The following is a 14313-nucleotide window of genomic DNA, read 5'->3' on the forward strand; positions in this document are numbered from 1 at the left end:
GGGTGCGGGCCAGGTCCCCGTCACGGCCTGGCTCGCACCCCGTACTAGCATCCGTGGGTGGTTCTCTGTGCTTATGTAACGTTTGAAGATCCCCACGGCGTCGACGACGAGCGCGACCCGGTCCTTTCCGCCTGGCGCGAGGCGGGCATCGAGGGGCGGGTCGAGCGCTGGGACGACCCCGCCGCCGACTGGAGCGCGTACGACGCCGTCGTCGTCCGCTCGGTCTGGGACTACTCCCTCAGGCGGGCGGAGTTCCTGGAGTGGGCGCGCGGCGTGGAGTCCGTCACCAGGCTGCTCAACCCGGGCTCCGTGCTGGAGTCCAACACCGACAAGACCTACCTGCGGGACCTGGGCGTGCCCGTCGTGCCGACGCACTGGTCGTCGCGGGACCTGCCGCACTGGCCCGAATACGTCGTCAAGCCGGCCATCTCCGCCGGTGCCCGCGACACCACCAGGACCACCGATCGCGACGAGGCCCGGGCGCTGGCCGCCGCGATCGAGGCCGGCGGGCGCACGCCGATGGTGCAGCCGTACCTCGACATGGTCGAGGCGGAGGGGGAGACCTCGCTGCTGTACTTCAACGGCCGCCTCAGCCACGCCGTCCGCCGCGTCCCCATGCTCGCCCCCGGGGCGAGCGAGCAGGACAACGCGCGGGCCGAGCGGCGCACCCCAGCCCCGGACCAGGTCGATCTCGCGGAGAAGGTGCTCGCCGCCGTACCTCAGCCCCTTCTCTACGCCCGGATCGACCTGGTCCGGCTACCCGGGGGCGAGCCGGCGGTCATCGAGGTGGAGCTGACGGAGCCGTACCTCTACCTGCGGTGGGAGCCGCAGGCGCCGGCGAGCTTCGCCAGGGCGCTACGCGAGCTGCTCTGAGTCCTTCACCCACAGGCGCAGCAGCCCCCTGAAGTGCTCGACGAAGCGGTCACGCTCGTGGGCCGGGTACGTGGCGGTCACGGTGTCCACCAGTAACCGGTCGAACTCGGCCCCGGCCACCCACTCCAGCACCACCTCGTCGAGGTGCGCCAGGCGGTCCTGGCAGAACTCGTGGTAGCGGTCGGTCTCGAAGTACGCGTCGGCCAGCTGGCGGTATTCGGCCAGCCGCTCCTCGTACGTCCCCGCCACGGAGAAGTAGTCGTGCGTCTCCAGGTCGATGCGCGGCCGGCGCCGGGTGGCCACGCAGAACACGCTCCACTTCACCAGCGTCTTGATCGCCCAGGGGAAGTAGTAGTGCAGGCTGGTCAGCGCCACGTCGGGGCAGGCGTTGGCGTAGTCGATCGGGTGCACGTCGGAGCCCTTGACCAGGGTCTCGCAGGAGTTGAACTCCCACCGGAAGAACGCGTTCACCAGCTTCCCGATCGTCACGACCTCCTCGCCCACGGACGGCGACAGGAACGCGTGGTCGACGGCGTAGCGGGCGTGCATCGGCTCATCGGGCCTGAAGCGCATGACCATGGTCTCCGCGCCGATCGACAGGGACCTGGCGAACGCGTCGTACCCGTCGATGGCCTGCTGGAGGTGCATGAGCATCTCGCCGCTCTGGTCGTAGGCCCGGTGCAGCTCGTCCCGGTCGCGCACGAGTGACACGCCGCGCCAGGCCCCGCCGTCGTAGGGCTTCATGATCAGCGGGTAGCCGATCCGCTCCGCGACCTCGTCCAGGTCGAAGGGCTGGTTGTAGCGGGCCGCCGTGTAGGCGTACCGCGCGTTGTCGACCGGGTTCTTGAACGGCACCAGCACCGTCTCCGGCACCTTGAGCCCGAGCCGCATCATCGCGCAGTACGCCGTGTGCTTCTCCATCGACTGGAACGTGAACGGGCTGTTCAGCAGGTAGACGTCGTCCATCATGGCGACCTTCTTGAGCCACTCGCGCGGGTGGTAGTACCAGTACGCGAGCCGGTCGATCACCAGCTCGTGACGCGGCTTCGCGCGCAGGTCGAACGGCTCGATCGTGAGCCGCTCCACGTCGAACTCGCCCACCCCCTTGATGGGCCCGAGCCGCCGCAGCACGGTCTCGAACGCCGACGGCCAGTCCTCCTCGGTCCCCAGCAGCAGCCCGATCAGATGTCGCACGACGCCCCTCCAGCCTGACCGCCCGCGCGGCGGCCGGGGTCAGACGCCAGGGAGCCGGCCGTTGCGGAACAGGTCGACGAACCGTTGATGGTCTTCCCGGGCCTGTGCCCCGTACCGATGGGCGAAATCCACCAACATCCCGATAAATCCGGGTTTGTCGTTGCCGATGACCGCCACGATCGCCTCCTCCGTCGAGAAGTCGACCAGGTCGTGGCTGGACTCGTCGTCGGCCACCGAGTGCATGCGCGCCACCGCCCGCCCCAGGTCCTGCACGATCGAGCGCAGCTCGGCCGGCTCGTTCACGTCGTCCCAGTCCAGGTCCGCCGAGTACGGCGACACCTCGGCCACGAGCTGCCCCACGCCGTTGAGCGTGGTGTACCCCAGCCAGGGATCGGCGTACGCCTGCAGCGCCCGCTGCGACTCCGCCGTGCGATGCCCCTGGTGCAGGAAGTACGAGGCCACCTTCTCGTCGGCGACGTGCCGGGCCACCGCGGGCACGGCCGCCTGCTTCATGTAGAGGATGACGTCGTTCTCCAGCGCCTGCGAGCGCCCTTCGAGCAGCAGGTTGTACGAGGGCAGCCCCGCGGAGCCGATGCCCACGCCCTTGCGCAGCGCCACGTCCTTGATCACGTGCTCGACCGGGTTGGCCTGCGCGGGCAGCGTGGTCAGGTACCCCTCGAACGCGGCCAGCACCGCCTGCCTGGTCGCCGCGTCCACCGGCTCCCGCCCCTCCATGAGCGCGAACCGCCGGTCGTAGTCGTCGATCACGGTCTCGACGTCCAGCAGCGCCACCCGCGTGCTGAGCCGGGCCGTCTGGAGCACCCGGTGCAGCACCCCGCTGGTGGTCTCCAGGGTGAGCGAGCCGATCGCGTCGTCCCCGCCCGCGGCGAGGGCGCCCAGCTCGACCAGGTACGCGGCGGCGAAGTCGGTGACGAGCACGCTGATCGAGTCGTCGGACAGCGCCTTGGCGTAGCCGATGAGCGCCACGCTGGCGGCGAAGCGCTTGAGGTCCCAGACATACGGGCCCACGTAGGCCTCGTCGAAGTCGTTGACGTTGAAGACGAGGACGCCGGAGGCGTTCATGTACGTGCCGAAGTTCTCCGCGTGCAGGTCGCCGTGGATCCACACCCGGCTGGTGGGTTCGTCCAGGTAGGAACGGTCCGCGTAGGACTCGGCCATGTCCGCGTAGAACAGGCAGGCACTGCCCCGGTAGAACGCGAACGGGGAGGCCGCCATTTTCCGAAATTTCCGCCTGAAAGCCGCGGGGTCTCGCTTGATCGACTCGCCGAACTCTGCCATGAGGACATCGAGCAGGAAAGAGGAGCGTGCGCCCATGTCTCGGACACTAGATCCCCGGAACCTTGCCGACCACCCTGATCTTTCCCTGACACGCGGACGTCAGCTCCTCAGGGGTGCTGCGAGGAGACCGAGACCACCTCTCCCGTCATGTACGAGGAGTAGTCGCTGGCCAGGAAGACGATCACGTTCGCCACCTCCCACGGCTCCGCCGACCGCCCGAACGCCTCCTTGGCCGCCAGCTCCGCCAGCAGCTCCTCGCTGGTCACCTTCGCCAGGAACGGGTGCACCGCCAGCGAGGGCGCCACCGCGTTCACCCGCACGCCGTGCTCGGCGGCCTCCAGCGCGACACACCTGGTCAGCGCCATCACCCCGGCCTTGGCGGCGGCATAGTGCGACTGCCCCCGCTGGGCCCGCCAGCCGATCACCGAGGCGTTGTTCACGATCACGCCGGAGCCCTGGGCGGTCATCTGCCTGAGCGCGGCCCTGGTGCAGCGCATGGTGCCGTTGAGGGTGACGTCGATGACCGCGTGCCACTGCTCGTCGGACATCTCGGCCAGCGGGGCCGTACCGCCGAGACCGGCGTTGTTGACCACCACGTCGAGCCTGCCGTGCGCCTCCACCACCGCGTCGAACAGCGCCAGCACCTGCGCCTCAGAGGTCACGTCGCACGGCACGGCCAGCGGTTTGACGCCGGTGAGCTCGGTCAGCGCGTCGGCGGCGGCGGCCAGGCGGCGCTCGTGCCGGTCCGAGACGACGATCGTGGCGCCCTCCTCGGCGCAGCGCCTCGCGGTCGCGTAGCCGATGCCGGCCCCTGCGGCGGCCGTCACGAGCGTCACCTTGCCGTCGAGCAGTCCGTGCGCCTTCGGGTACGGGGGCATCCGTGCTCCAATCAGCGGGGGAGTCCCAGGGTGCGCTCGGCGATGATGTTCCGCTGGATCTCGCTGGATCCGGCATAGATCGTGTCGGCGCGGCTGAACAGGTAGAGCCGCTGCAACTCGTTCAACTCGCCGTCGGCGGGCTCGGCCACCAGTCCGGCCTTCCCCTGCACGGCCTGTGCCAGCTCGCCCAGCCTCCGGTGCCACTCCGACCAGTAGAGCTTGGCGATCGACACCTCGGGGCCGGGGTCCGGCCGCAGCATCCGCAGCGCGTTCAGCCGCATGATCTCCAGCTCCAGCCACGACTGGACGAGCCTGTCACGCAGCACCGGGTCGTCGATCGCGCCCGTCCGCCCGGCGGTCTCGATGACCTTGGCCAGCTCCCGCCGGAACCCGATCTGCTGCCCGAGCGTCGAGGCGCCGCGTTCGTAACCGAGCGTGGCCATCGCGACCCGCCAGCCGTCGCCCGGCGCTCCGAGGATGTTCCCCGCCGCCGTGCGCGCGCCGTCGAAGAACACCTCGTTGAACTCCGACGTCCCGGTGAGCTGCACGATCGGCCGCACGTCCACGCCCGGTGCGTCCATGGGGACGAGCAGGTACGACAGCCCCTGGTGGCGCTGCGAGCCGGGCTCGGTACGGCACAGCACGAAGCACCAGTCGGCCACGTGCGCCAGCGACGTCCACACCTTCTGCCCGGTGACGATCCACTCGCCGCCTTCCAGGTGCGCCTTCGTCTGCACGTTGGCCAGGTCGGAGCCCGCCTCGGGCTCGGAGTAGCCCTGGCACCAGAGCTCGTCGCCGCGCTGGATCGGCGGCAGGAAGCGGTCCTTCTGCTCGTCGGTGCCGAATTCGAGGATGGTCGGGCCGATCAGCCCCTCGCCGATGTGGCCCACCCTGGCGGGGGCGTCGGCCCTGGCGTACTCCTCGTAGAAGGCGACCTGGTCCTCCAGGGACGCGGCGCGGCCGCCGTACCGCTCGGGCCAGCCCAGGCAGGTCCAGCCGGCCTTGCCGAGGTGGCGCTCCCACGCCTGCCGCAGCTCGTGGCCCTCGTGCTCGCGCCCGGGCCCGCCGAGCCCTCTGACGTTCGCGAACTCGCCGCTCAGCGCCTCCTCCAGCCAGGCCCGCGCCTCTTCCCGCAGCCCTGCCCGAGGAACGTGCCCGTGGTCCGCGCCCCCGTCAGAGACGCTCAACGAAGCCTCCGTAGCCCCCGCGGAAGAACAGCAGCGGGCCACCCTCGGAGTACGTGTCGAGCTGGAGCACCCGGGCCACCACGATCATGTGGTCGCCAGCCGGGTGCTCGGCCTCGATCGCGCAGTCGATCCAGGCCAGCGCGCCTTCGAGCACCGGGTTGCCGCCGGGGGAGCCGCTCCACTCCAGGCCCGCGAACTTGTCGCCGCCCTTGGTCGCCAGCTGGGCGCACACCGCCTGCTGGTGCTCGGCCAGCACGTTCACGGTGATGACCTTGGCGCCGCGTACCTTGGGCCAGCTGGAGCTGGTGTAGGCCACGCAGAACGCCACCAGGGGCGGGTCGAGCGAGACCGAGGTGAAGGAGTTGGCCGCCAGGCCGCACGGCAGGCTGTTCGCCGGATCGACCGCCGTGATCGCCACCACACCCGTCGCGAACCTCCCGAGCACCTGCCGGAAGCGGCGGCTGTCGAGGTGACCGTTCGCGCTGTGAGGTGAAGGGCCGGTCGGCATTGCGGCTCCGTTGCGAATCCTGCGCTGATGGGGCGTCGGAAGGCCGCGACAGCCGTCCGGCGCGACGAGCCGGGCAGCGTGTGTGCTCATGGTCCGCCTCCTAGTCCACCGTCTGCGCTCTATCATACCAAGCGCTTGCTTGGACGCTAGGGCGAACCGGGAAACCATGTCAAGTTCGCATGCCGCTGCGGGGGCGGACGGTCAGGGGTGCGTTGACATAGGGGAAATTTCCGGCCTAACGTGACGTTTGTGCCCAAGCGCTTGCTTGACATCCGAGACCGCGCCGCGATAGCCGGGGTCGGCTACACCCCCTTCACGAAGGACTCGGGCGTCAGCACCCTCACGCTGGCCTGCCGCGCCGTGCTGGCCGCGCTGGAGGACGCGGGCCTGGCGGTGGACGAGGTGGACGGGCTGGCCACGCACCGCGTGGGCGACTCCGCCGCCCCCACGCTGGTGGCCCCCGCGCTGGGCCTGACCGACCTCTCCTGGCACCTCGACCAGTTCGGCGGCGGCAGCGTCTCGCACGCCGTCGTAGGCCAGGCAGCGCTGGCGGTGGCGGCCGGAGTGGCCGAGACGGTGGTGTGCTACCGGGCCATCAACGCCCGTTCCGAGTTCCGCATGGGCGGCACCGACCGGAGCGTGCCGGTGAGCCCGGAGGTGCAGTATCAGGCGCCGTACGGGTACGTGGCGCCGCCGCAGCAGTACGCCATGTACGCCCGGGCCCACATGCTGAAATATGGCACTCAAGCCGAGCATTTCGGGCAGTTGGCCGTCACCCAGCGCGCCAACGCGGCCAAGAACCCCCGCGCCCTCATGCGCACCCCCATCACGCTGGACGACTACCTGGCGAGCAGGTGGATCGCGGAGCCGTTCCGGCTGCTGGACTGCTGCCTGGAGACGGACGGGGCCTGCGCCGTGGTCGTCACCACGGCCGAACGCGCCCGCGCGCTCCGCCGCCCACCGGTGCTGATCTCGGGCGCGGCCTGGGGCGGCGGCACCTCTCACCTCTCGGGCCCGTCCGCCGACCCCACGGTGACCGCGGCCGCCGCCCTGGCCCCGCGCCTCTACGCGCAGGCCGGGCTGGGGCCGGCGGACATCGACGTGGCCGAGCTGTACGACTGCTTCACGTACTCGGTGATCGTCCAGCTCGAGGACTACGGGTTCTGCGAGAAGGGCGAGGGCGGGCCTTACGTGGCCTCGGGCGCGACGGCGCCGGACGGCGCGCTCCCGGTCAACACCCACGGCGGCTTCCTGTCCGAGGGCTACGTCCACGGCATCAACCACATCGCCGAGGCCGTCTCCCAGCTCAGAGGCGACGCGGGGGACCGCCAGGTGCCCGGAGCCGAGGTCGCGCTGTCCACGGCCCAGCCCGGCTACATCCTCCCGGCCACCTCCGCCCTGATCCTGAGGAGATCATGATGACGGCCTACCGGCCCGAACCCGACCGCGACTCCAGGCAGTGGTGGGAGCGGGTCGCCGGGCAGGAGTTCGCCGTCCAGGAGTGCGAAGGATGCGGGGCGGTGCGCTTCCCGGCGCGGTCGTTCTGCCCCGAGTGCCGCACGGAGGCGTGGCACTGGCGGGAGGTGGAGCCCGAGGGGGTGGTCGAGAGCTGGATCGTCAACCATCAGCCGTTCATGCCGGGGTTCGAGGTGCCGTACGTGGTGGTGATGGTCCGGCTGGCGGCGGTGCCGGGGTGCTTCGTGTACGGGAACTGGCGCGGCGACGGCCCTCCGGAGCGCGGCTGGCGCGTCCGGGCCGCCTACCGCCGGGTCGACGAGCGGTTGACCCTGGTGGACTGGGCGCCGGATGATCATCCGGTGGGGCGCAAATCCTCCCGCTAGTTGACCTTGCTCCGGAAATTGGATTGGTACCGGAAAATCCCACCAGTCCCACCATCACGAAGGGGCCCCCAGGTTCGGCTCCGAGGGTTGATGATGATGGTGGAAGGCGTCGACGCGGACGGCTCGGACTGGCGGCGAACGATGACTGATGGGAAGTCGGTGGCGGGCGTGACCTGCGGGTCACGAGTAACGATCCTGCCTGCCCGCCGGTCTTCGACAGAACCACCCAGCCGGTCGTGCCGTGCCGTGACGGCGCCCGGCCCCGCACACCGGAGAAGCGTCTCCCTGGACGGGGCCCGGCCGTGGTCGGCGGATGGGGCCGCCCGTGGTGACCGTAAGAGATGGGTTGTGCCGTTCTGGGCGACGGCGAGTGCTTCGGGATCGGCGAGGAACCTCGGTGGCGTGCGCATCCGGAGGGCGGCGGGCACCTGGGGATCGGCGAGGACCCGAAAGTCGGCGAGCGCCCGGGGATCGGCGCGGTCGGCGGTCACTCACGCGCCCGGGGCGCGGGATCCGCCTGGAAGGGCCCGGCCCCCGCCCGAGGCGGGAAGGCGTGCTGCCCTGCGTTGGTCCCTTGGAGGAAAACGCGCCCTGGCGGGCGTGGGGGACCCGCCAGGACGCGCTTCCTGTCCCGTGCGCGACGGCGCCAGGACTCCGGCGAGGGATGGAGTCCTAGACCGTTGGTTCGCGCACGGAGTCGATGGGGGAGTGTGAAAGCTCCCGTTGCCGGTAACGTGCGGCGATGCGTTGAGCTGCACCAACCGGGTCATCAATGGGGTGCGTGACGGGGGCGCCACCCTCCTCATTCCAGACAAAGGATCCGTCATTGCACCACACGGTCAGCTCAGTCAACACCGATAGCTCGCGCACACCGATGCCCATGCTCTGGTAGGTGTGGGTGAACCCCTGGCGACGCAACCCGTAACGCAGTAAACGTGTTGCTTCGCAAGGGGCATGCCAGGGCAGGTACGGCGTACCCGTGCGGACCGGCAACACTGGCCTTCACCCCCTCACCGGCCTTTAGATGGATTTGTACCAACGAATGGATGATGGGCCGGTGGAGGCGGTTCGGTCAAGGGGTTGTGGCCTGCTAGAACCAGATCGTCTAAATTGTTGGAACAAAAGGGGTGAAAGTGGCAAGGTCGGTGCTGTATCAGCAGGTGGCTGCGGAGTTGCGTCGAGCCATCTACTCGGGTGTCCTCGGCCCGGGATCACAGCTGCCGACCGAGGCGCAGCTCATGGAAGACCATGGGGTGAGCAGGAACACCGTAAGGCTGGCCCTGGGAGAGCTCGTCAATGAGGGGCTCGTTACGCGCACGCCGCGGCGCGGAACCGTGGTCAGAGACCGCAGACCGCTGCTGATCTATCCGCAGCGGGAGCTGGAGCCACAACCTTCTGGGGAACTGCGGGAAGCCTTCGCCTATGCCGTGGCGCAGGAAGGCCGCGAGCCCAGCCAGTACATCGAGGTGCTGACGGTTTCTCCCGTTGAGGAGATCGCCAGCAGGCTGGAGCTGGCGGACGGGGAATTGGCGGTGGTGAGGCGTCGTCTGCGTTTCGTGGACGGCCAGCCGTACAACACCAACGATTCCTACTTCCCTCGTGATCTGGTTGCCGACTCCGAGATCGCCAGGCCCGGAGACATCGCACGAGGGGCGAACCGGGTGCTGGAGGAGCTGGGGCATGCGCAGGTGCGCGTCACCGACGACATCTGGGCCCGCATGCCCAACCAGGAGGAGGCCGAGCGCCTCCAGCTCGAGCTCGGCACGCCAGTCATGGTGTACGTCCGAGTCGGATTCGACGGGGCCGACATGCCAGTGCGTGTCGCGGTGTCGGTGCTGCCCGCCGACAAACATTTGATCAGATACGAGCTCGATGGCCGCTAACGAGCTCGGTTGAAGGGGTGATCCCGCCGGCTGGGGCCGGGCGCAGCGAGAAATTAGCCGCCTCGCTGGCCTAGGGGAGTCGTGCATACTCCCCTAAATCGCCATTTATCCATATATATCGGGTTGAGGCCCCATTTTCGGCTACGCGCACCATTGCGTCATCACGCTTTGTGTATGCGCGCAAACCCTACGCAACGGGAGTTTCATTATGCACACCAACACGCTGCTCCACCCGCTCGCGCTCCGCAGAGCGGAGCCCGAGGACCTTCCCGGCGTACTCACGCTGCTCGCGGACGCCGCCGAGTGGCTCTACTCGCGGGGAGTGCGGCAATGGCCGCGCGGGGGGTTCGGCCCCGAGCGCATCGTGCCGCTCATCGAGGAGAGGGTGCTCTTCCTGCTCGACGACGAGCTCAGATACCTCGATCCCGACGAATCGGCCCCGCCGGTAGCCACGATAGCCGTCGACGACCACGCGGACCCCGAGTTCTGGACACTCGACGACGACCCCGGAGCTGCCCTTTATGTCCACAAGCTCGCCGTGGCCCGTCCCTGGTCCGGCAGCGGCCTCGGGGACGCCCTCCTGGACTGGGCCTGCACCTACGCCCACACGGCCGGCCTGCCGTACCTGCGCCTGGACTGCGCCAAGGACAACTGGCGGCTGCAGGAGTACTACCGCAGGCGCGGGTTCCGCCACGTCCGTACGGTGGACCTCCCCCACCGCGCGTCCGGCGCCCTCTTCGAGCGCCCGTCGCGGGACCTGACCACCACGGCCTTCCGTGACCTGACCATGGCCGAACTCATCTCCGCCTGACACCTCGCACCCACGGCCCCGATCCCGCCGGGATCGGGGCCGAGGCCCACCAGGGCCGCCTCCTCGCGCCGTCACGGGCGTCGCGGGCGGGCGGCCCAGGCCGGCCACGGCCCTCCGCGGATGTGCGCCGGCCGGGCTGTGCTTCCGCCCCACAGGGCGCGTGGTGGGCCGCGGGCTGTCCGGCGGGGTCCGGCAGCGGGCGCCGGTCGTGCGGGCGCTGTGGGAGCGTTCGGGGGCCTGGAGCGGGGCCCTGGGACGGGGAGCGAGGCCGTTGGCGGGGACTTTTTGGTGTGATCAGCGGCGGAATGGTGCAGAGCACCATATAACCTCTCCTCCATGACCGGATCCCTGCTCGAGGTGATCGCCCTCAACGTTCGTGACGCCGTGGCCGCCGAACAGGGTGGAGCCGACCGGCTGGAGGTCGTCGCCGACATGGCGGCCGACGGGCTGACCCCCTCACCGGAGACGGTCGCCGCGATCGCCGCGGAGTGCCCCCTCCCCCAGATGGTGATGCTCCGCTGTGACGCCAACTTCATCGCCGACTCCGACGTGCTCGACCGCCTGAGCCGGGACGCCAAGGCATTGGCGCAGGCGGGGGCGGCGGGGTTCGTGTTCGGGTTCCTCGACGGCTCGGGGAAGGTCGATCTCACGGCCACCGAGGCGCTCATCCACGCCGTCTCGCCGCTCCCGTGGACGTTCCACCGGGCGGTCGATCACGCCGCCGACGTCCAGGCGTCCTGGCGGGCCGTGCGGCTGCTGCCCAACCTGGCCACCGTGCTCACCTCGGGCTCGCCCAACGGGGTGGGGGAGGGGCTGCCGGTGCTGAGGGCGCGCGCCGAGGCCGGTGACGGCTCGATCATCCTGGCCGGGGGCGGGCTGAAGCCGGCGCACGTGCCGGCGCTCCTCGACTACGGCATCCGCGCCTTCCACGTGGGCTCCGCCGTGCGGGCGAGCTGGTCGGATCCGGTGGAGTGGCGCCTGGTACGCCAGTGGCGGTCCCTGGTCGAACGCGACTGAGACCGCCAGGGCGACCGCCAGACCGCTAGGGCAGGGCCGCGTCCGCGCGCCTGAGAGCGGCCACCAGCGTGCGGATCGTGGCGGGCTCGTCCATGACGCCGCCCCCCGCATCCCGCTGCTCCTCCCACGCTCTCACTCGCTCCTGGTAGGCGTCGTAGCGCTCCAGGTGGAAGGCGTAAACGGTGGCGAAGCGGCTCACCAGGTGGGAAGGGTGCATGTCCCACCCCTGGTAGAAGCCGTGCCCCAGGGAATGCCTGACCAGCTCGGCGTGCCGCCGCCACAGCGCGTGCACGTCACGGGTGAGCCCGGAGGCGGGCGAGGCGGCCAGCGACCCGTCCGACAGCTCCACCCGCGTGCCCGCGAACGCCGTCTGCATCACGTGCCGGGCGTGATCGCACGCCGGATGGTCCAGCCGCTGCTCGTGCGGCGGCAGCCCGATCGCGGCCGTGTAGTCGAAGACCCCGAAATGAGCCGCCGCGAGCCGCCCGCCCAGCGACTCGGCCAGGTCCCCGCGCAGGAAGTGCAGCGTCTGCGGCGCCTCCACCTGCATCTCGAACCGCAGCCGCACCCCCAGCTCGTCCTCCAGCCCGGCCAGCACCTGCGTGAAGAGACCGAGGTAGGCCTCCATGAGGACCTTGGGAAAGGTCACCGTGAAGCCCGGCGGCAGCTCGCCGGCCCGCTCCATCAGCCCCGACAGGAACAGCTCGAGCGTGCGCACCGACCGCTCGGGGTCCCCGTCGGCGAACGACTTCACCCGAGGCCCCCACCGCCGCGGCAGCGTGCCCGCCGCGTGCATCGTGGCCACCGCCTCGACGGCCTGCGCCACGTGCTCGTCCTCCACCAGGCCGGGACGTACGCCGTACCCGTCCTCGAAGTCGATGCGCAGGTCCTCGATCGGCTCCGAGGAGAGCTTCTGGACCACCTTGGGGTGCACGGCGGCCGCCAGCCCGCCGGGCACCCCGAAGACCTCCGCCAGCGTGGCCGGATCGGCCAGATGCGCCTTGACCAGGGACATCGCCTGGTCGCGCCACTCGGAGAGGGTGTGGATCGAGAACCGGTCGGCCGGGACGTAGACGGTGTGGACCGGCTGCCGGCCCTGGCCGGTGGAGGGGAATCGGGCCTGCTGGACCCGGTAGACCTCGTCGAACCCCTCAGGAACGGAACGCACGGAGCATTGCCTCCAGGCCGACCAGCTTGACGCGTTCGCCCCGGCCCAGCGACCTGGCCAGCTCGGCCTCGGCCGCCTCGATCGCCAGCCAGTCGTCGTACGTCACCGGACGCACCCCGCGCGCGGCCAGCAGCGCGTCGATGGCCCCGCCGCTCACCCGCGGGCGATCCGAGAGGTCGGCGAGGAGCGTGCGGACCGTCTCCGCGGCGTCGGACTTGTTGGTGCCGATGACCCCGGTGGGACCGCGTTTGAGCCAGCCTGCCACGTATTCGCGGTCGCGCACCCGCCCGGCCTCGTTCGGCACGGTCATGGTCTGGTCCGAGAACGGCACCCCGGGCAGCGGCACGCTCTGGTAGCCCACCGAACGCAGCACCATGCCGACCGGCAGCGTCTCGAACTCGCCCGTGCCGACCACGCGCCCCTCCTCCGACAGGCGGGTGCGTTCGAGCTTGAGGCCCTCCACCCGCTCGGTGCCGAGGATCTCCACGGGCCGCAACCAGAAGCGCACGTCGAGGCGGCGCGGGCGGCCCACCGGCTCGCGGGCGGCCCATGACTGCAGGACCTTGATGTTGCCCTGGACCTGGCGCGGGAAGTCGACGCCCAGGACGACTGCCTCGTCAGGGCGGACGCAGACGTCGGCGTTGGCCAGCTCGCCCAGCTCGCGCAGCTCCTTCAGGGTGAACTTGGCGTGCTCGGGGCCGCGGCGGCCGATCATGTGGATGGCCTTGACCTGGCTCGCCTCGAGGCGTTCGAGCACGTCGTGCGGCACGTCCGTGGAGCGCAGCTCCTCGTGGGTCTTGGCCAGGACGCGTACGACGTCGACCGCCACGTTGCCGACGCCGATCACCGCGACCTCGGAGCTGTCGAGCGTGAAGCGCCCCGGATCGACGTCGGGGTGCCCGCAGTACCAGTTGACGAAGTCGGTCGCCGCCACGCTGCCGGGCAGGTCCTCGCCGGGGATGCCGAGCTTCCTGTCGACCATCGCGCCCGTGCAGTAGACGACCGCGTCGTAGGCGCCCAGCAGGTCATCCACGGAGACGTGCTCGCCCAGCGTCACGCCGCCGAGGAAGCGGACCTCGGGCAGTTCGAGCACTTTCCGCAGGTAGTTGGCGATCGACTTGATCGACGTGTGGTCGGGCGCGACGCCGTACCTGACCAGCCCGTACGGGGTCGGCAGGCGTTCGAGGACATCGACCTCGACGGGCTCGGCCGACTGCTTCACCAGAGCCTCGGCCGTGTAGATCCCGGCGGGGCCCGACCCGATGACCGCCACGTGCAACGCCACGCTGCCTCCTAAGACTCGGTTACACGCGTCCCACCAGATGTAACCGGCCGGTGTGATCCAGGTATCCCCGATCGCCGGTCCGGATGAACCCGTCTCACGCGAACACCGCATGATCGGTGTTCTTGCCAACGTAGCCGTTCATCACCGCCTCGGAGCGGAGGAGCACCTCACCTTCGCCCTCATCTGACAGTACGCGCCCGCCGGCGTTCCTGATCGACACGTCCACGCCGTCGCGTGGCCTGCCGGCACGGACCTCGGCGTCCTCGGGCGGGTCGTCGGCCCGGGTGCCGAGCCCCAGCCCGGCTTCGGGGCAGATGTAGCGGTTGCAGCCAGGCACGCAGTATCTGTCCCCAGCTCGGGCGCGGCGGG

Annotated in this window: 14 protein-coding genes; 6 read left to right on the forward strand and 8 right to left on the reverse strand. The window is 70.2% G+C overall.

All coding sequences use genetic code 11. The features are described from left to right. Window positions 1-57 precede the first annotated feature (57 nt). On the forward strand, window positions 58-873 hold the full coding sequence (locus tag HD596_RS25050) for an ATP-grasp domain-containing protein (RefSeq protein ID WP_185071757.1): 816 nt from the start codon (window positions 58-60) through the stop codon (window positions 871-873). On the opposite strand, the gene HD596_RS25055 is transcribed toward HD596_RS25050, so the two are convergent. The 5 genes from HD596_RS25055 to HD596_RS25075 form a co-directional block, all read right to left on the reverse strand. Further along, window positions 856-2067: an ATP-grasp domain-containing protein gene (locus HD596_RS25055; protein ID WP_185071758.1), complete on the reverse strand. Its 1212-nt coding sequence runs from the start codon at window positions 2065-2067 to the stop codon at window positions 856-858. The two genes, HD596_RS25050 and HD596_RS25055, sit on opposite strands and share 18 nt — an antisense overlap. 39 nt (window positions 2068-2106) lie before the next feature. Continuing rightward, a complete protein-coding gene (locus HD596_RS25060; RefSeq protein ID WP_185071759.1) occupies window positions 2107-3402 on the reverse strand; it encodes a DUF2252 domain-containing protein in 1296 nt (431 codons plus the stop codon). A 71-nt stretch (window positions 3403-3473) separates the two neighbouring features. Beyond that, on the reverse strand, window positions 3474-4244 hold the full coding sequence (locus HD596_RS25065; RefSeq protein WP_185071760.1) for an SDR family oxidoreductase: 771 nt from the start codon (window positions 4242-4244) through the stop codon (window positions 3474-3476). 11 nt (window positions 4245-4255) lie between these two features. Then, complete coding sequence (locus HD596_RS25070; RefSeq protein WP_221519504.1) at window positions 4256-5431, reverse strand: acyl-CoA dehydrogenase family protein; 1176 nt, start codon at window positions 5429-5431, stop codon at window positions 4256-4258. Further along, window positions 5418-5939, reverse strand: coding sequence for a flavin reductase family protein (locus HD596_RS25075; RefSeq protein ID WP_246554799.1), 522 nt, complete (start codon window positions 5937-5939; stop codon window positions 5418-5420). The genes HD596_RS25070 and HD596_RS25075 overlap by 14 nt, the downstream gene beginning before the upstream one ends. 249 nt (window positions 5940-6188) lie before the next feature. Here HD596_RS25075 and HD596_RS25080 point away from each other — a divergent pair, with 249 nt between their 5' ends. The 5 genes from HD596_RS25080 to HD596_RS25100 all read left to right on the forward strand — a co-directional run bounded on the left by HD596_RS25080 (window position 6189) and on the right by HD596_RS25100 (window position 11491). Then, window positions 6189-7358, forward strand: a complete 1170-nt coding sequence (locus HD596_RS25080; RefSeq protein ID WP_313044679.1) for a thiolase C-terminal domain-containing protein — start codon at window positions 6189-6191, stop codon at window positions 7356-7358. Further along, window positions 7355-7780 (forward strand): Zn-ribbon domain-containing OB-fold protein, encoded by a 426-nt coding sequence (locus HD596_RS25085; protein WP_246554808.1) that lies wholly within the window; start codon window positions 7355-7357, stop codon window positions 7778-7780. Before HD596_RS25080 ends, HD596_RS25085 begins: the two co-directional genes overlap by 4 nt. A gap of 1145 nt (window positions 7781-8925) precedes the next feature. Beyond that, on the forward strand, window positions 8926-9663 hold the full coding sequence (locus HD596_RS25090) for a GntR family transcriptional regulator (protein ID WP_313044680.1): 738 nt from the start codon (window positions 8926-8928) through the stop codon (window positions 9661-9663). 208 nt (window positions 9664-9871) lie between these two features. Continuing rightward, the gene (locus HD596_RS25095) at window positions 9872-10474 is read left to right on the forward strand and encodes a GNAT family N-acetyltransferase (RefSeq protein WP_185071763.1); all 603 of its coding nucleotides are present in this window, start codon (window positions 9872-9874) and stop codon (window positions 10472-10474) included. Between the two features lie 336 nt (window positions 10475-10810). Beyond that, window positions 10811-11491: a copper homeostasis protein CutC gene (locus tag HD596_RS25100; protein WP_185071764.1), complete on the forward strand. Its 681-nt coding sequence runs from the start codon at window positions 10811-10813 to the stop codon at window positions 11489-11491. 25 nt (window positions 11492-11516) lie between these two features. Here HD596_RS25100 and HD596_RS25105 read toward each other — a convergent pair whose 3' ends face one another. The 3 genes from HD596_RS25105 to HD596_RS25115 form a co-directional block, all read right to left on the reverse strand. Then, window positions 11517-12659, reverse strand: coding sequence for a DUF6986 family protein (locus HD596_RS25105; RefSeq protein WP_185071765.1), 1143 nt, complete (start codon window positions 12657-12659; stop codon window positions 11517-11519). Continuing rightward, window positions 12643-13944: an FAD-dependent oxidoreductase gene (locus tag HD596_RS25110; protein ID WP_313044681.1), complete on the reverse strand. Its 1302-nt coding sequence runs from the start codon at window positions 13942-13944 to the stop codon at window positions 12643-12645. The genes HD596_RS25105 and HD596_RS25110 overlap by 17 nt, the downstream gene beginning before the upstream one ends. 94 nt (window positions 13945-14038) lie before the next feature. Next, window positions 14039-14281 carry a hypothetical protein gene (locus HD596_RS25115; protein ID WP_185071767.1) on the reverse strand — a complete coding sequence of 81 codons (243 nt, stop codon included), beginning with the start codon at window positions 14279-14281 and terminating at the stop codon, window positions 14039-14041. Between the last annotated feature and the right edge of the window lie 32 nt (window positions 14282-14313).

The sequence above is a fragment of the Nonomuraea jabiensis genome (assembly GCF_014204795.1).
Classification (GTDB): Bacteria; Actinomycetota; Actinomycetes; order Streptosporangiales; family Streptosporangiaceae; genus Nonomuraea; species Nonomuraea jabiensis.